The 17,080-nt window shown below is 68.3% G+C and carries 12 protein-coding genes; 6 read left to right on the top strand and 6 right to left on the bottom strand.

Going from position 1 to position 17,080, the window contains the following annotated elements; translation table 11 throughout:
- Positions 1–183 precede the first annotated feature (183 nt).
- From prmB to dapC, 5 genes are read right to left on the bottom strand one after another with little or no spacing between them, the layout of a single operon-like run.
- Positions 184–1,134, bottom strand: a complete 951-nt coding sequence (gene prmB / locus CKCBHOJB_RS10090; RefSeq protein ID WP_281048552.1) for a 50S ribosomal protein L3 N(5)-glutamine methyltransferase — start codon at positions 1,132–1,134, stop codon at positions 184–186.
- Positions 1,135–1,171: 37 nt separating this feature from the next.
- Entirely contained in the window at positions 1,172–2,314 is a 1,143-nt protein-coding gene (dapE, locus tag CKCBHOJB_RS10095) for a succinyl-diaminopimelate desuccinylase (protein ID WP_281048553.1), read from the bottom strand.
- Between the two features lie 43 nt (positions 2,315–2,357).
- Positions 2,358–3,533 carry a PilT/PilU family type 4a pilus ATPase gene (locus CKCBHOJB_RS10100; protein WP_281048554.1) on the bottom strand — a complete coding sequence of 392 codons (1,176 nt, stop codon included), beginning with the start codon at positions 3,531–3,533 and terminating at the stop codon, positions 2,358–2,360.
- Positions 3,534–3,593: 60 nt separating this feature from the next.
- Complete coding sequence (dapD, locus tag CKCBHOJB_RS10105) at positions 3,594–4,415, bottom strand: 2,3,4,5-tetrahydropyridine-2,6-dicarboxylate N-succinyltransferase (RefSeq protein ID WP_281048555.1); 822 nt, start codon at positions 4,413–4,415, stop codon at positions 3,594–3,596.
- Positions 4,416–4,428: 13 nt separating this feature from the next.
- A complete protein-coding gene (gene dapC / locus CKCBHOJB_RS10110) occupies positions 4,429–5,622 on the bottom strand; it encodes a succinyldiaminopimelate transaminase (protein ID WP_281048556.1) in 1,194 nt (397 codons plus the stop codon).
- 220 nt (positions 5,623–5,842) lie between these two features.
- Here dapC and CKCBHOJB_RS10115 point away from each other — a divergent pair, with 220 nt between their 5' ends.
- The 4 genes from CKCBHOJB_RS10115 to galU all read left to right on the top strand — a co-directional run bounded on the left by CKCBHOJB_RS10115 (position 5,843) and on the right by galU (position 13,699).
- A complete protein-coding gene (locus tag CKCBHOJB_RS10115) occupies positions 5,843–9,487 on the top strand; it encodes a chromosome segregation protein SMC (RefSeq protein WP_281051674.1) in 3,645 nt (1,214 codons plus the stop codon).
- A gap of 47 nt (positions 9,488–9,534) precedes the next feature.
- On the top strand, positions 9,535–10,617 hold the full coding sequence (locus tag CKCBHOJB_RS10120) for a cell division protein ZipA C-terminal FtsZ-binding domain-containing protein (RefSeq protein ID WP_281048557.1): 1,083 nt from the start codon (positions 9,535–9,537) through the stop codon (positions 10,615–10,617).
- A 3-nt stretch (positions 10,618–10,620) separates the two neighbouring features.
- Positions 10,621–12,717 (top strand): NAD-dependent DNA ligase LigA, encoded by a 2,097-nt coding sequence (gene ligA, locus CKCBHOJB_RS10125; RefSeq protein WP_281048558.1) that lies wholly within the window; start codon positions 10,621–10,623, stop codon positions 12,715–12,717.
- Positions 12,718–12,796: 79 nt separating this feature from the next.
- The gene (gene galU, locus CKCBHOJB_RS10130) at positions 12,797–13,699 is read left to right on the top strand and encodes a UTP--glucose-1-phosphate uridylyltransferase GalU (protein ID WP_281048559.1); all 903 of its coding nucleotides are present in this window, start codon (positions 12,797–12,799) and stop codon (positions 13,697–13,699) included.
- Positions 13,700–13,871: 172 nt separating this feature from the next.
- On the opposite strand, the gene typA is transcribed toward galU, so the two are convergent.
- Positions 13,872–15,689: a translational GTPase TypA gene (typA, locus tag CKCBHOJB_RS10135; protein WP_281048560.1), complete on the bottom strand. Its 1,818-nt coding sequence runs from the start codon at positions 15,687–15,689 to the stop codon at positions 13,872–13,874.
- 128 nt (positions 15,690–15,817) lie between these two features.
- Between typA and CKCBHOJB_RS10140 the strand changes: the two genes are divergently transcribed.
- On the top strand, positions 15,818–16,555 hold the full coding sequence (locus tag CKCBHOJB_RS10140; RefSeq protein WP_281048561.1) for an S-methyl-5'-thioinosine phosphorylase: 738 nt from the start codon (positions 15,818–15,820) through the stop codon (positions 16,553–16,555).
- Between the two features lie 11 nt (positions 16,556–16,566).
- A complete protein-coding gene (locus CKCBHOJB_RS10145; protein ID WP_281048562.1) occupies positions 16,567–17,073 on the top strand; it encodes a TIGR00645 family protein in 507 nt (168 codons plus the stop codon).
- The last annotated feature ends 7 nt before the right edge of the window (positions 17,074–17,080 follow it).

Raw genomic sequence — 17,080 nt, forward strand, 5'->3', positions numbered from 1 at the left:
CGCGCGGGATTGCCCCGAGCCGCTCGCAGCCTGACCGGCAATACGCCTGGCCGGCAACAAAATTCGCGGCTTCCGCCGCTCCCACAGCCCAGGCGAATGCACCAGCGTGGGAGCGGCGGAAGCCGCGAACGTTCTTGAACTTCCCCCCAGGGGCCGCCGGCTCAGCGGCCCCGCCGGCGGTGTTTATGCCCCCGGCAGGTCCTCGCGCCGCAGCACGAACACCATGTCGTCGCCGCCGCGGGTCGACAGCCAGTTGAAGGGCAGGTCGGGGAAGGCCGCCTCGACGATGTGGCGGTTGTGTCCCACCTCCACCGCCAGCACGCCGTCCGGATTCAGGTGGGCGGCGCCCTCGGCGATCAGCTTGCGCACCACGTCCAGCCCGTCGTCGCCCGACGCCAGCGCCATGCGCGGCTCGTGGAGATATTCGGGCGGCAGTTCGTCCATGGCCTCGGCGGTCACGTAGGGCGGATTGCTGAGGATCAGGTCGAAGCGGCGCCCGCCCAGCGCCGAGAACACGTCGCTGCGCACCAGCTCGATGCGGTCCTCGAGGCCGTAGTCGGCGACGTTGATGCGGGCGACCTCGAGCGCGTCCTCCGACAGGTCGGCCGCGACCACCCCGGCATTCGGGAAGGCGTGTGCCATCAGCACCGCCAGGCAGCCCGAGCCGGTGCACAGGTCGAGCACACTGCCGACCGCATCCGGATCCTCCACCCACGGCGCCAGTCCGTCCTCGAGCAGCTCGGCGAAGAAGGAGCGCGGCACGATCACCCGCTCGTCGACGCTGAAGCGGAAGTCGCCCAGCCAGGCCTCGCCCAGGATGTAGGCGGTCGGCAGGCGCTCGTCGGCACGCTGTTCGATGGCTTCGAGCAGCGCGATGCGCTCCTCGCCCGGAATGCAGGCGTCGAGGAAGGGCTCCAGACGATCGAGCGGCAGCGCGAGCGTGCCGAGGATCAGCCATACCGCCTCGTCGAAGCTGTCCTGCACGCCGTGGCCGCAGAAGATGCCGGCGCGGTTGAAGCGGGTGACCGCGTAGCGCAGCCAGTCGCGCACGGTGACGAGCTCGACCAGCGGGCCGTGCTCGTGTTCGTGATCGTCGTCGTGGTGCTCGTGTTCGTCGTGCTCGTGCTGGGACATGGGCTGCAATCTCTCGGTGTTCGATGGGTGGGGGCGGTCAGCGGTCGGCGCCGAGCAGCGCCTGCAGGGTGCGCTCGTAAACGACGGACAGGGGTTCGATCGCGTCGGCGGCGATGCACTCGTTGACCTGATGGATGGAGGCGTTGACCGGCCCGAACTCGACCACCTCGGCACAGATCTCGGCGATGAAGCGGCCGTCGGAGGTGCCACCGGTGGTCGACAGTTCCGTGTCCACGCCGAGCGTGTCGCGGATGGCAGCCGACAGCGCGCCGACCAGCTTGCCGCGCCCGGTGATGAAGGGCTTGCCGGACAGGTGCCAGTCGATCTCATAGTCGAGGCCATGGCGATCGAGCGCCTCGCAGGTACGGCGCTTCAGTTCCTCGGCGGTGGTCACCGAGGCGAAGCGGAAGTTGAACATCACCTCGCACACGCCCGGGATCACGTTGTTCGCGCCGGTGCCGGCGTGGATGTTGGACACCTGCCAGGTCGTGGGCGGGAAGAACTCGTTGCCTTCGTCCCAGGTGATCCCGGCGAGTTCGGCCAGTGCGGGCGCGAACAGGTGGATCGGGTTGCGTGCCAGGTGCGGGTAGGCCACGTGGCCCTGGCGACCCTTGACCCGCATCGTGCCGGACAGCGAGCCGCGGCGGCCGTTCTTGATCATGTCGCCGAGGGTCTTCACCGAGGTCGGCTCGCCGACCACGCAGTAGTCGAGGCGCTCGCCGCGCGCGGCCAGCGCCTCGACGACCTTGACCGTGCCGTGGGTGGCCACGCCTTCCTCGTCCGAGGTCAGCAGCAGCGCGATGCTGCCGGCGTGATCGGGGTGGGTGGCGACGAAGCGCTCGATCGCGGTGACGAAGGCGGCCAGCGAGGACTTCATGTCCGCGGCGCCGCGGCCGTAGAGCACGCCGTCCTTCAGCGTCGGTTCGAAGGGCGGGGTATTCCAGGCCTCTGCCGGACCGGGTGGAACGACGTCGGTGTGGCCGGCGAAGCACAGCACCGGCGCCGCGCTGCCGCGCCTTGCCCACAGGTTGCAGACGCCGCCGCTGTCGATGCGTTCGAGGGTGAAGCCGAGGGGGCGCAGGCGCTCGGCGATCAGGTCCAGGCAGCCGGCGTCCTCGGGGGTCACTGAGGGACGGGCAATGAGTTCGCAGGCCAGGGCCAGCGTGGCTTCGGTGGTCATGTGGGGGAGTGCTCTGGCTTTCGCCGGCCCGCGGGCCGACGGCTCAGTGGTGGTCGACGTTGAGGGTGAATTCGCGGAAGGAAGCACCTTCCGTATTGGTGGCTTCGAAGTCCATCACCTGGGTGGACTTGTTGTTCGCCGGCTGTTCTCCCGCCGCACGGATCTGCGCGTTGTTGATCAGCCAGTGCAGGTTGCTCGGCGAATCGGCATTGGCGAGCGCCTCGTCGAGGGTGATGGTCTCCTCGGCATGCAGGCGGTAAAGCGCCTGCTCGAAGGTCTGCGACCCCGGCGCCAGCGATTGCTCCATCGCCTCCTTGATCTCGTTGAGCTCGCCCTTCTCGATCAGCTCGGCGATGTGCCGGGTGTTCATCAGGATCTCGACCGCGGGGATGCGCTTGCCGTCGGGCTTGCGCACCAGGCGTTGGGAGGCGATGCAGCGCAGCGCGACCGCGAGGTCGAGGTAGAGCAGCTGGCGGTTCTCGAGCGGGAAGAAGTTAACGATCCGGTTGAGCGCGTGATAGGCGTTGTTGGCGTGCAGGGTCGCCAGGCACAGGTGCCCGGTCTGCGCGTAGGAGATCGCCGCCTGCATGGTCTCGCGGTCGCGGATCTCGCCGATCAGGATGCAGTCGGGCGCCTGGCGCATCGCGTTGCGCAGCGCCTCGTTCCAGCTCAGCGTGTCGATGCCGACCTCGCGCTGATTCACCACCGACTTGCGGTGCTTGAACAGGTACTCGATCGGATCCTCGACGGTGAGGATGTGCCCGCCGCGGTTGCGGTTGCGGTGGTCGATCATCGACGCCAGCGTCGTCGACTTGCCCGAGCCGGTGGCGCCCACCACCAGGACCAGGCCGCGCTTTTCCATCACGACCTCGTTCAGCACCTCGGGCAGGCCGAGCTCGCTGATGGTGGGTATCTCGCTCTGGATGTAGCGCACGACGACCGCGAGCGAGTTGCGCTGCCAGAACATGTTGACGCGGAAGTTGCCGAGGTCGCGCCGGCCGAAGGACAGGTTCAGTTCGCGCTCGCGCTCGAGGGTCTCCATCTGTGCGGGGGTGACCGCTTCGACCACCATGCGCCGGATCATCTGCGGGTCCATGACCTGCTGGTTGATCGGCATGGTCTGGCCCTGGATCTTGATGTGGATCGCGGCGCCGGCGGTGATGAAGATGTCCGAGGCCTTCTTTTCAGCCATCAACTGGAACAGATTGTCGAAAATCATGCCTTCGGACTCCTCGGGATCGAACAATGCATGGGCGCGACAGACGCCGCACCCGGCGAATCAGGCGCCGCGCAGCAGCTCGTTGATGCCGGTCTTGGCGCGGGTCTGCGCGTCGACCTTCTTCACGATCACCGCGCAGTACAGGCTGTACTTGCCGCAGGCCGAGGGCAGGCTGCCCGGCACCACCACGGCGCCAGCCGGCACGCGGCCATAGGTGATTTCGCCAGTTTCACGATCGTAGATCTTGGTGCTCATGCCGATATACACGCCCATCGACAGCACGGCGTTCTCCTCGATGATCACGCCCTCGACCACTTCCGAGCGCGCACCGACGAACACGTTGTCTTCGATGATCACCGGGCCGGCCTGCACCGGTTCGAGCACGCCGCCGATGCCGACGCCGCCCGACAGGTGCACGTTCTTGCCGATCTGTGCGCACGAGCCGACGGTGGCCCAGGTGTCGACCATCGAGCCTTCATCCACATAGGCACCGATGTTCACGTAAGACGGCATCAGCACAACGTTCCTGCCGATGAAGCTGCCCTTGCGCGCCACCGCCGGCGGCACGACGCGGAAGCCGCCTTCGCGGAACTGCTCGGGGGTGTAGTCGCCGAACTTGGTCGCGACCTTGTCGAAGAAGTTGAGGCCGCCGGCCTGCACCACTTCGTTGTCGCGCAGACGGAAGGAGATCAGCACCGCCTTCTTGATCCACTGGTTGACCACCCACTGGCCGTCTTTCTTCTCGGCCACGCGCAGCGTGCCGGCATCGAGGCCGGCGATCACTTCCTCGACCGCATTGCGGATCTCGGCCGGGGCGGAGGCGGGCGACAGGTTCGCGCGGTTTTCGAAGGCGTCGTCGATGATCTGTTGCAGAGCGTGCATTGGGGGTTCTCTCTCAGAGGGTTTTGCAGAAATCGATGATGCGCTCGGCGGCCTCGACACACTCGTGCGTGTCGGCCACCAGCGCGATGCGGACGAAGCCGGCGCCCGGATTGACGCCATGGGCTTCGCGGGCGAGATAGCTGCCCGGCAGGACGGTCACATTATATTCAGCCTGCAGACGGCGGGCGAACTCGGTGTCCGGCAGCGGCGTGCGCACCCAGTAATAGAAGCCGGCATCCGGGAGCGCGACCGGCAGGTGCGGTTGCAGCAGCGGCGTGATGCGTGCGAACTTGTCGCGGTACAGGCGGCGGTTCTCCTCGACGTGGACCTCGTCGTTCCAGGCTGCCACCGAGGCCGCCTGCACCGCCGGGTTCAGGGCACAGCCCTGATAGGTGCGGTAGAGCAGGAAGTCCTTGAGGATGCGCGCGTCGCCGGCGACGAAGCCCGAGCGCATGCCCGGCACGTTCGAGCGCTTGGACAGGCTGGAGAACATCACCACGTTGCGGAAGTCGGTGCGCCCCAGGCGCCAGGCCGCTTCCAGGCCGCCGATGGGCTTGGCGTCGTCGTCGAAGTAGATCTCGGAATAGCACTCGTCGGCGGCGATCACGAAGCCGTAGCGGTCGGATAGCTCGAACAGCGTCTTCCATTCCTCGAGCTTGAGCAGGCGGCCGGTGGGGTTGCCGGGCGAGCACACGTAGACGAGCTGCACGTCGCGCCAGGTGGCCTCGTCGATTGCGCCGAAATCGGAGCCGAAATCGTTCTCCGGCAGGTTGTTGATGAAGATCGGCTCGGCATTGGCGAGCAGGGCTGCGCCTTCGTAGATCTGGTAGAAGGGGTTCGGGCACAGGACCTTGGCGCCCGGCTTCGTGCCGTCGACCACGCACTGGGCGAAGGCGAACAGCGCCTCGCGGGTACCGGCGACCGGGATCACCTGGCTCGCGGGGTCGATCTTCGGCAGGCCATAGCGGCGTTCGAGCCAGTGCGCGATCGCGCCGCGCAGGGCGTCGGTGCCCAGCGTGGCCGGATAGCTCGACAGGCCGCCGAGGTTGTCGGCCAGGGTCTGGCGGATGAAGCCGGGTGTCGGATGCTGCGGCTCGCCGATCGACAGGCGGATCGGCTTAAGGTGCGCAGGCGGCTCGATGCCGGCGAACAGCGCGCGCAGCTTCTCGAACGGGTAGGGCTGGAGACGGGCGAGGTTCGGATTCACTTTGATACGGATTGCCTGCGCGCAAGCGCGCCTGCGGCGAAGTGGGGAAGGGCGGAAATGGTATCATGGCGCGCCTTTTCGACAGCCGGGCCGTGTTCCGTGCGGGATCGGGGGCTTCGCCCGCCGGGTGGGGTCCGCAGTCGCGTCGCGACTTCTTGCCCGCTTCCCGTTCCCGGCCGACCTGCCGCGCGGCTTCACTGCTTCTTCGTTCTTCTTCGACGTGCGTCTTTCCAAGCTCAAACTCGCCGGTTTCAAGACTTTCGTCGACCCGACCACCGTACTCACTCCCGGCAACCTCGTCGGCGTGGTCGGCCCCAACGGTTGCGGCAAGTCGAACATCATCGACGCGGTGCGCTGGGTGCTCGGCGAGACGCGCGCCTCCGCGCTGCGCGGCGAGTCGATGCAGGACGTGATCTTCAACGGCTCGACCACGCGCAAGCCGGTTTCGCGCGCGAGCGTCGAGCTCGTCTTCGACAACAGCGAGGGCAAGGCTGCCGGGCAGTGGTCGCGCTACGGGGAGATCTCGGTCAAGCGCGTGCTCGACCGTTCCGGCGAGTCGACCTATTACATCAACAACGTCCACGTCCGCCGCAAGGACGTGATCGACCTCTTCCTCGGCACCGGCCTCGGTCCGCGCGCCTACGCGATCATCGAGCAGGGCATGATCTCGCGCATCATCGAGGCGCGCCCGGAGGACATCCGCGGCTTCCTGGAAGAGGCCGCCGGCGTCACCAAGTACCGCGAGCGCCGCAAGGAAACCGAAGGCCGGCTGCGCGACGCACGCGACAACCTCGCCCGCCTCGACGACATCCGCATGGAGCTGGGCGAGCGCATCGTGCATCTCGAGGCCCAGGCCGAGGTCGCCGCCCGTTACCAGCAGCTGAGCGCGGCGCACGTCGAGAAGCAGCAGCTGCTGTGGCTGGTCAAGCGCAACGACGCGCGCGCGGAACATGCTCGGGTGTCCGCCGAACTCAACGAGGCCACGCGCCGCATCGAGGCCGACAGCGCCCGCCTGCAGGAGCTGGAGGGCGCGGTGGAAACCTGCCGCGAGGCGCACTTCGAGGCCTCGGAGGCGGTCCATGGCGCGCAGAGCGAGCTGTTCGCGGTGAGCGCCGAGGTCACCCGCCTGGAAACCGAGTTGCAGCACCTCGGCGAGGCGCGCAGGCGTCTCGAAGCCCGTCTGTCCCAGCTCGAACTCGACCGCGAGCACTGGCTGGCGCGCCGCGAGGCGATGCTCGCCGAGCACGAGCGCTGGCAGGCCCTGGGTGAGAACGCCGCGCTGCGCGCCGAGCAGGCCGAGGCCCGTCACGGCGAGATCTCGGACCGTCTGCCCGAGCTCGACGGCGCGCGCCAGGCGGCGGAGACCACGGTCGCGAGCGCACGGCACGAGCTCGCCCACACCGAACAGCAGCTGCGCGTCGAGGAGGCGAACCGCGCCAGCGCGACGCGCGCGCTCGATGCACTGCAGCAGCGACGCGGGCGCCTGGAGGCCGAGCGCGGCGCCATCGTCGGCCCGGACGAGCGCGAGGTCGCCGAACGCGAGGCACGGCTGGAGGCGATGCAGGATGCGCTCGATGCCCGCCAGTGCGAACTGGCTGAGCTGCAGGCCAGCCTGCCCGCCGCCCAGGGGGCGCTGAAGTCCGCGCTCGAACACGAGCGCGCCGTGCAGCGTCGTCTGACCGAGCTGCGTGCCCGGCGCGAGGCGCTGGTCCAGCTCCAGGCCCGGGTGCAGTCCCAGGGCAAGCTGGGCGACTGGCTCAAGCGCCACGGTCTAGACCAGGTCCCGCCCCTGTGGAAGTACCTGCAGGTCGAGGAAGGCTGGGACGAAGCGGTGCAGGCGGTGCTGCGCGAACGGCTTTCGGCGCTGACCACGACCGATGCGGCCGCGGCCGCCCAAGCGGCGCGGACGGTTCTGGAAGAAGCGCCGCCGGAGACGGTGGCGGTGGCGTTCGCCCCCTTGCCCACGGCTTCCGCCGCTGCGGCAAGGAGCGGCCACGCCCCGCTCGCCGGTGAGACCCCGATGGCCGGTGAAAGCCCCGCCCCCGTGGGAGCGGCGGCAGCCGCGATCCTCCCGCATCTCCCCTCGACCGACGGCGCCCCGCCGCGTCCGCTGTCTACCCTCGTCACGGTCCGCGCCCCGGAGTTCCAGGCCCTGGTCGCCGATTTCCTGGCCGGTGCCTGGGCGGTGGACAAGCTCGACGACTGGCTCGACGCCCGCGACCGCCTGCCGGCCGGCGTGTGCCTCGTCGGCCCGCGCGGGCAGCTGCTGACCCGCGACGCGCTGGTCCATCACGCCCCCGACGCGCGTACCCATGGCGTGATCGAGCGCCAGCGCGAGATCGACGCGCTCGAGGGCGAGCAGGCCGCACTCGAGGAGGCGGCGCACGAGGCCCACGATGCGCTGCTCGCGGCAGAAACGGACGCCAGTACGCTGAACGAGCGCATCAATGCGCTGCGCCGCGAGCAGCAGTCGGTGCAGTCGCAGGTGCATGCCGAGCAGGTGGAGGTGCTCAAGCTCAGCCAGGCGCGCAGCCGAGCCGACGAGCGCCGCGGCCAGCTCGAGCGCGACCTCGAGGACCTGGTCCATCTGGAGGCGACCGAGCGCGAACACCTGGCGCGCGCCGAGATGGAGCAGGCGCGCGCGATGGAGCTCGCCGAGCTGCAGCGCGAGCGGCTCGATGCCGCCATGGCGGTGATGAGCGAGCGTGAACAGGCCTTGCGCGAGGCCCGCGCGCTGGAGCAGGCCGCCGCGCGCGAGCTGCAGGAGGCGCGCTTCTCCGAGCGCGAATGCGCGGGCAAGCTCGAGGACATCGCCCGCAACCAGCAGCTGGCCGCCGAGCAACTGGCGCGCATCCTGAGCGAAACGGAAACGCGGCGTGCCGAGCTCGACGCCACCGACGACGACCGCAGCCACGCCGCGCTGCAGGACGCGCTCGCCTTGCGCACGAACCGCGAGACCGCGCTGGCGGGCCGTCGCGATGCGCTGGAAGCAGCGACCGCGGCCCTTAAGCAGGCCGAGGAGATGCGGCTGCGCACCGAGCACGAGGCGGCGCCGGTGCGCGCCCGCGTGGCCGAATTGCGGCTGGCGGTGCAGGCCGCCGAGCTGGCGGTCGCCCAGTTCGAGGAGCGCCTGCAGGAGGCCCAGGCCGACGAGGCCGCGCTCGCGCCGCTGCTCGCCGCCGACCCCAAGGAGACCACGCTGCAGCGCGAGGTCGCCCGCCTGGCGCGGGAAATCGCCGAGCTCGGCGCGGTCAACCTCGCCGCCCTCGACGAACTCAGGACCGCCACCGAGCGCAAGGGCTATCTCGATGCGCAGACCGAGGACCTGCTGCAGGCGATCGAGACGCTCGAGGACGCCATCCGGCGCATCGACCGCGAAACACGCGAGCAACTGCAGGACACCTACAATACGGTCAATCGCCAGTTCGGCGCGCTGTTCCCGCAGCTCTTCGGCGGCGGTCGCGCGGAACTGGTGCTGACCGGCGAGGAGATCCTCGACGCCGGCATCCAGATCGTCGCCCAGCCGCCGGGCAAGAAGAACGCATCGATCCACCTGCTGTCCGGTGGAGAGAAGGCGCTGACCGCGATCGCGCTCGTGTTCTCGATGTTCCAGCTCAATCCGGCGCCGTTCTGCATGCTTGACGAGGTCGATGCACCACTGGACGATACGAACACCGAGCGCTACGCCAACATGGTCAAGCGCATGTCATCGCAGACGCAGTTCATCTTCATCAGTCACAGCAAGATCACGATGGAATTCGCCCAGCAGCTGGTGGGCGTGACGATGCAGGAGCAGGGCGTGTCGCGGGTGGTTGAAGTGGATATCGAAGAGGCGCTGCGCCTGGCCGAGCCGGCCGCAGCCTAAGACAGCTTGAGAGATACCGGGCAAGAAGCAGGAATTCGGGAAACGAAATGGACAGCGAACTTCAGATCGCGTTGATCGGTGCGGGCCTGGCGGCCGTGGTGCTGGTCGTCGGCTACAACAAATGGCAGGAGCGCAAGCATCGGCGCGACGCCGAGCGGGCCTTCCGCTCGGAGCACCGCGACGTGCTGCTCGAACCGCGTGCCGACCCCGAGTCGTCCGAGCGCCGCGAGCCCGGATTCGGCGGTGAAGAGGAAGAGTCCCGCCGCTTCAACGAGGCGCCGGTGAGCCGTACCGCGCCCGAACTGCCCCGCCTGCTCGACGCCCGTGCCGACTGCGCGATCCGCTTCGAGGCGATCGAGGCCCTCGACGTGGGCACCGTGTGGTTGATGCAGGCCGAGCAGCTCGCCGGCCTCACCAAGCCGGTGCGCTGGTTCGGCTTCAATGACGCGGACAACGTCTGGATGCCGCTCGGCCCGGAGAGCACCGGCGCCTGCCACTGGTTCTGCGCCGCGCTGCAGCTGGTCAATCGGCAGGGCTCGATCGGCGAGACCGACTTCATGCGCTTCACCGGCGGCGTCCAGCGTGTCGCCGATGCGGTGATGGCGCTGCCGCCCGGGCTGCCGCTGCGCGCGGAGACCCTGCACCGGGCGACCGAGCTCGACCGTTTCTGCGCGGACGTCGATGTGCAGATCGGGGTGAACGTGCTTGCCCGCGATGGGCATTTCGACGGGCGTTCGATCCGGCGCGCCGCCGAACGCCTGGGCCTGCGCCTGGGCCACGACGGCGCCTTCCATGCAGTCGAGGGCGAGGCCAGCCTGTTCTCGCTCGCCAACCTGGAGGCGGGTGCCTTCGCCCCCGACAACCTCGATGGCATGGTCAGCCGCGGCCTGACCCTGGTGATCGACGTCCCCCGGGTGGCGGGCGGCGGCGCCGCGTTCGAGCGCATGATGCACACCGCCGGCGAGCTCGCCGGCGAACTCGGTGGCGACGTGGTCGACGACAACCGCGCGCCCTTCGGCGCCGAGGCCGCGGCCATCATCCGCGGCCAGATCGAGCAGTTCCAGGCCCGCATGGACGAAGCCGGGATCCCGGCCGGCGGCCCGCTCGCACAACGCCTGTTCGCGCTCTAAGGAATGGATCTGTTCGATTCGATCGGGGGCGATTCACCCGAATCGGCCGCAGGGGCGGGTGCGCCCGAAGTGCGCGCGGCCGCGCTGCGGGCGGAGATCGCGCGCCATGACCATGCCTACTACGTGCTCGACGCGCCGACGATCCCGGATGCCGAGTACGACCGCCTGTTCCGCGAGCTGCAGGCACTCGAGTCCGAACATCCCGCGCTGCGCACACCCGACTCGCCGACCCAGCGCGTAGGCGGCAAGCCGCTCGCGCAGTTCCCGGCGGTGCGCCATCGCATCCCGATGCTCTCCATCCGCACCGAGACCGACACCGAGGCGAGCGGGGCGCTCGCCTTCGATGCGCGCGTGCGCCGCGAGCTCGGCCTCAAGGACGAGGACCCGCCGGTCGAATACGCCGCCGAACTCAAGTTCGACGGCCTGGCGATCAGCCTGCGCTACGAGGACGGCGTGCTGGTGCAGGCCGCGACCCGTGGCGACGGCGAGACCGGCGAGGACGTCACCGGCAACGTACGCACGGTCAAGGTCATCCCGCTGCGCCTGCGCGGCGAGGCGCCGCCGGTGATCGAGATCCGCGGCGAGGTGTATATGCGCCGCGACGACTTCGAGCGCCTGAATGTCCGTCAGGCCGAGGCTGGCGACAAGACCTTCGTCAATCCGCGCAACGCCGCTGCAGGCAGCGTCCGCCAGCTCGACCCCGGCATCGCCGCGCGCCGGCCGCTTTCCTTCTTCGCCTATGGGCTCGGCGACACCGGCGAGTGGACGCCGCCCGCGACCCATGGCGAAGTGCTCGACGCCATCGCCGCGTTCGGGCTGCCCGTGTGCGCGCACCGTGCGGTGGTGCAGGGCGCACAGGGCCTGGCCGATTTCCACGCCCGCATCGGCGCGCTGCGCGACACGCTGCCCTTCGACATCGACGGCGTGGTGTACAAGGTCAATTCGCTCGCGCTGCAGCAGCGCATGGGCTTCGTCACCCGCGAGCCGCGCTGGGCGGTGGCGCACAAGTATCCGGCGCAGGAGGCGCTGACGATGCTGCGCGACATCGAGGTCCAGGTCGGCCGCACCGGCGCGCTGACCCCGGTCGCCCGTCTGGAGCCGGTCTTCGTCGGCGGGGTCACGGTCACCAACGCCACGCTCCACAACCAGGACGAGATCGACCGCAAGGACGTGCGCATCGGCGACTGGGTGATCGTGCGCCGCGCCGGCGACGTGATCCCCGAGGTGGTGGCGCCAGTTGTCGAACGCCGCAGCGGCGAGCTGCCGCGCTTCGTGCTGCTGGACAGGTTTCCCACCTGCCCGGTGTGCGGCTCGCACGTCGTGCGCGGCGAGGACGAGGCGGTCGCGCGCTGCACCGGCGGGCTGTTCTGTCCGGCGCAGCGCAAGCAGGCGCTGCTGCACTTCGCCGGCCGGCGCGCGATGGACATCGAGGGCCTGGGCGACAAGCTGGTGGACCAGCTCGTCGACGCGGCGATAGTCAAGACGCCGGTCGACCTCTACCGCCTCGGCGTGCTCGCGCTGGCGAACCTCGAGCGCATGGGCGAGAAGTCGGCGCACAAGCTGCTGGCTGCGATCGAGAGCAGCCGCAGCACGACGCTGGCGCGGTTCATCTTCGCGCTCGGCATCCGCAACGTCGGCGAGGCGACCGCCCGTGACCTGGCGCGCCACTTCGGCAATCTGGATGCGCTGCTGGCGGCCGGTGTCGACGCGCTGCAGCAGGTCCCCGACGTCGGCCCGATCGTGGCGAAATCCATCGCCGAGTTCTTCGCCGAGCCGCACAATCGCGAGGTGATCGAGCAACTGCGCGCGGCCGGCGTGCATTGGACCGAGGGCGAGCCGCAGGGTACGGTCGCCGGCGCGCTCGCCGGCAAGACCTTCGTGCTCACCGGCACCCTGCCGACGCTCACCCGCGACGAGGCCAAGGCCATGATCGAGGCCAGGGGCGGCAAGGTCGCCGGCTCGGTGTCGAAGAAGACGCACTACGTGGTGGCCGGCGCCGAGGCCGGCTCCAAGCTCGACAAGGCGCAGGCGCTCGGCGTGAGCATCCTCGACGAGGACGGGCTGCGCGCACTGCTGAACGAAACGGATACAAACGGCTGATGCGGCCGGGCGCCGATCGGCGCATGATCGCCCCCGCTGCTGCGTCGCAACACCCTCTATTCATGGGAGAGCAATAAAAATGAAGAAAGTCACCAAGGCGATTTTCCCGGTTGCCGGCATGGGCACGCGCTTCCTGCCCGCCACCAAGGCGAGCCCGAAGGAAATGCTCCCGATCGTCGACAAGCCCTTGATCCAGTACGCGGTCGAGGAGGCGGTCGCCGCCGGCATCACCGACATGATCTTCATCACCGGCCGTACCAAGCGCTCGATCGAGGACCACTTCGACAAGGCCTACGAGCTCGAGACCGAGCTCGAGGCGCGCGGCAAGAAGCAGCTGCTCGAGATCGTGCGCCAGACGGTGCCCAAGGGCGTCAACTGCATCTACATCCGCCAGTCGGAGGCGCTCGGCCTCGGCCATGCGGTGCGTTGCGCGAGCCACGTCGTCAGCGACGAGGCCTTCGCGGTGATCCTCGCCGACGACCTGCTCGACAACAAGGACGGCACGCCGGTGCTGAAGCAGATGGTGGACGTGTACAACTACCACCGCTGCTCGGTGCTCGGCACCATGAACGTGCCGCGCGAGGAAACCCGCAGCTACGGCATCGTCAGCACGGAGACCGACAAGGGCCAGGTGCAGCGCATGACCGGCATCGTCGAGAAGCCGAAGCCCGAGGAAGCCCCGACGACGCAGGCCGTGGTCGGCCGCTACATCCTGACCCCGCGCATCTTCGACCACATCCGCGCGCTCAAGCCGGGCGCCGGCGGCGAATACCAGCTCACCGACGCGATCGCCTCACTGCTGAAGGAAGAGGCGGTGCTGGCCTACCAGTTCGACGGCGTGCGCTACGACTGCGGCTCCAAGCTCGGCTACCTGAAGGCGACGATCGAGTTCGGCCTGCGCCACCCCGAGACCGGGCCCGAGTTCGCGCAGTATCTGCACGGCCGTTTCGGCGGCGAAGCGAGCGGCGGCAAGAAGAAATAAACATACGCTTCGAGCGGCCTTCGACGCCATCAGGCGGAAGAAGGTCGCGCGGCAAGGGCCGGGCATGCGCCGCGCCCGGCAAGAACGAGGCCCCGGCGGGACGATCCCGGCGGGGCCTCGGCATTTTCGGCGTCGGTGCAGGCCCGGACGGCACTGCACCGTTCGCCGGTGATCAGGCTTCGGCAGCCTTCGCCGCGCGCTTGCGGTCGGTTTCCTTGAGGTGGCGCTTGCGCAGGCGGATGCTCTTCGGCGTGATCTCGACCAGCTCGTCGTCGGCGATGAACTCGATCGCGGACTCCAGGGTGAGCTGGATCGGGGTGATCAGGCGCACGGCTTCATCGGTACCCGAAGCGCGCACGTTGGTCAGCTGCTTGCCCTTGATCGGGTTTACGACGAGGTCGTTGTCGCGTGTGTGGATGCCGATGATCATGCCTTCGTACAGTGCGTCGCCCGGGCTCACGAACATGCGGCCGCGGTCCTGCAGGTTCCACAGCGCATAGGCCACCGCGTCACCGTCGTTCTGCGAGATCAGCACGCCGTTGCGGCGTTCGGCCATCGCACCGGCCATCGGGCCGTAGTCGTCGAAGACGTGGCTGGCGAGGCCGGTGCCACGCGTCATGGTGAGGAACTCGCCCTGGAAGCCGATCAGGCCACGGGCCGGGATGCGGTATTCGAGGCGCACGCGCCCCTTGCCGTCCGGCTGCATGTCCTGCAGTTCGCCGCGGCGACGGCCGAGCTCTTCCATCACGCTGCCCTGGTGGTCTTCCTCGACGTCGACGGTCAGCATCTCGTACGGCTCGCACTTCACGCCGTCGATTTCCTTGTACACCACGCGCGGGCGTCCAACCGCCAGCTCGTAGCCTTCACGGCGCATGTTCTCGAGCAGGATGGTGAGGTGCAGTTCGCCACGACCCGAGACCTCGAACACGTCCGAGTCCTGCGTGTAGTTGACGCGCAGGGCGACGTTCTTCAGCAGTTCCTTTTCCAGGCGCTCGCGGATCTGGCGGCTGGTGACGTACTTGCCTTCGCGACCGGCCAGCGGCGAGGTGTTGACCATGAAGTTCATGGTCAGCGTCGGCTCGTCGACCGCGATCGGCTTCATGCCTTCGAGGCAGTCCGGATCACACAGGGTGACGCCGATATTGACCTGCTGGATGCCCGCGACCAGCACGATGTCTCCCGCCTCGGCGGATTCCGACGGTTTGCGCTCCAGGCCCTCGAAGGTCAGGATCTGGCTGACCTTGCCCTTGCCGCGGTTCTCCTCGCCGTACATGACGACCAGCTCCTGGTTCGGACGGATGCGGCCGCGCTTGATGCGGCCGATGCCGAGCTGACCCATGTAGGTCGAGTAGTCGAGCGAGCACACCTGCAGTTGCAGCGGGCCGTCGGCGTCGACTTCGGGCGCTGGCACGTACTTGAGGATGGCCTCGAACAGCGGGCGCATGTCCTTGCGCTCGTCGTCCAGGTTCTCGACCGCGAAGCCGTTGAGGCCCGAGGCGTAGATGACCGGGAAGTCGAGCTGCTCGTCGGTGGCGCCGAGCTTGTCGAAGAGGTCGAAGGTGTGGTTGATCACCCAGTCCGGACGCGCGCCGGGACGGTCGATCTTGTTGATGACGACGATCGGCTTCAGGCCCAGGGCGAGCGCCTTGCGGGTCACGAAGCGGGTCTGCGGCATCGGGCCTTCCTGGGCGTCGACCAGCAGCAGCACGCTGTCGACCATCGACAGCACGCGCTCGACCTCGCCGCCGAAGTCGGCGTGGCCCGGGGTGTCGACGATGTTGATGTGGGTCTCGCCGTACTGGATCGCGCAGTTCTTGGCGAGGATGGTGATGCCGCGTTCCTTCTCGATGTCGCCGGAGTCCATGACGCGCTCGGCGACCTGCTGGTTTTCGCGGAAGGTGCCGGACTGGCGCAGAAGCTGGTCGACGAGGGTGGTCTTGCCATGATCGACGTGGGCGATGATGGCGATGTTGCGAATGGCGCGGGACATGGAGGAGGGCAGGCGAAGTCTTTGAAAGGTCGGGGATTCTATCACGGGCTGCGGCAGCGCAACATGGAATTCTCGGCGACTCCGGGGTGCATGCTAGAATCGCCCGCCCAGCGTGAAGAGGTTCAGGAATGCTAGCGATCATCGGCGGCAGCGGACTCACCCAGTTGTCGAACATGGAGATCGAGCGCCGCGAGGTTGCGCGCACGCCTTACGGCGAGCCGTCCGGCGCCCTGGCCTTCGGCCGGATGTGCAACGAGCCGGTGGTCTTTCTCGCGCGCCACGGCTACGGCCACACGATCCCGCCGCACCTGGTCAATTACCGCGCCAACATCTGGGCGCTGAAGGAGGCGAAGGTCTCCGGCATCGTCTCGGTGGCCTCGGTCGGCGGCATCCGCGCCGATCTCGCCCCCGGCACGCTGATCGTGCCCGACCAGATCATCGACTACACCTGGGGCCGCAAGAGCACCTTCTTCGACGGCGGCGACACACCGGTTCGCCACATCGATTTCACGCATCCGTACGACGAGACCCTGCGTAGCCGCCTGCTGGCGGCGATCCGTGCGGCCGGCGACAGCGCGGTCGATGGCGGCGTCTATGCCAGCACCCAGGGGCCGCGGCTGGAGACGGCGGCGGAGATCGACCGCCTCGAACGCGACGGCGCCGACATCGTCGGCATGACCGGGATGCCGGAGGCGGCGCTCGCCCGCGAGCTCGAACTGCCCTACGCGGCGATCGGTGTGGTGGTCAATTACGCCGCCGGGCGCTCCTCGAGCGAGCACGGCATCCACTTCGAAGACATCGAGGTGGTGCTGCAGGAATCCATGGTGCGGGTGCGCAACGTGCTCGAGTGTCTTTGTCAGGTTTGAGGCTGGAAACGATGAAACGTCTGGAATCCGCTTTCGAACACGTGCTGTTCACCAGCCGCTGGCTGATGGCGCCGGTCTATTTCGGCCTGGTGCTGGCGATGGTTCTGCTGCTGGTGAAGTTCGCCAAGGAGCTCGTGGGCCTGTTCGCCGGCATCTGGTCGGCCTCGGGCGGCGAGTTGATCATCGGCGTGCTCTCGCTGGTGGACGTGGCGCTGATCATGAACCTGCTGATCATCATCATGTTCAGCGGCTACGAGAACTTCGTCTCCAAGATGGAGGACCTGCACGCGCATCAGGATCGCCCGGAATGGATGGGCCACATCGGCTTCTCCGATCTCAAGCTCAAGCTGATCGGCTCGATCGTGGCGATCTCCGGGATCGAGCTGCTGAAGGCTTTCATGAACGCGCACAACCTGAGCGACCGCCAGCTCGGCTGGATGGTCGGCATCCATGTGACCTTCCTGTTTTCCGGCCTGCTTTACGCCGCCATGGACCGCCTCGCCGGCAAGGGGCACTGACGCTCGC

This window comes from Thauera sp. GDN1 (assembly GCF_029223545.1).
Lineage (GTDB): Bacteria > Pseudomonadota > Gammaproteobacteria > Burkholderiales > Rhodocyclaceae > Thauera.

Coding starts and splice junctions, on each gene's coding strand:
- galU (WP_281048559.1), top strand. CDS start 12,797: ATGAAGAAAGTCACCAAGGCGATTTTCCCGGTTGCCGGCATGGGCACG.
- dapE (WP_281048553.1), bottom strand. CDS start 2,314: ATGACCACCGAAGCCACGCTGGCCCTGGCCTGCGAACTCATTGCCCGT.
- CKCBHOJB_RS10100 (WP_281048554.1), bottom strand. CDS start 3,533: ATGATTTTCGACAATCTGTTCCAGTTGATGGCTGAAAAGAAGGCCTCG.
- prmB (WP_281048552.1), bottom strand. CDS start 1,134: ATGTCCCAGCACGAGCACGACGAACACGAGCACCACGACGACGATCAC.
- CKCBHOJB_RS10140 (WP_281048561.1), top strand. CDS start 15,818: ATGCTAGCGATCATCGGCGGCAGCGGACTCACCCAGTTGTCGAACATG.
- CKCBHOJB_RS10145 (WP_281048562.1), top strand. CDS start 16,567: ATGAAACGTCTGGAATCCGCTTTCGAACACGTGCTGTTCACCAGCCGC.
- typA (WP_281048560.1), bottom strand. CDS start 15,689: ATGTCCCGCGCCATTCGCAACATCGCCATCATCGCCCACGTCGATCAT.
- CKCBHOJB_RS10120 (WP_281048557.1), top strand. CDS start 9,535: ATGGACAGCGAACTTCAGATCGCGTTGATCGGTGCGGGCCTGGCGGCC.
- dapD (WP_281048555.1), bottom strand. CDS start 4,415: ATGCACGCTCTGCAACAGATCATCGACGACGCCTTCGAAAACCGCGCG.
- ligA (WP_281048558.1), top strand. CDS start 10,621: ATGGATCTGTTCGATTCGATCGGGGGCGATTCACCCGAATCGGCCGCA.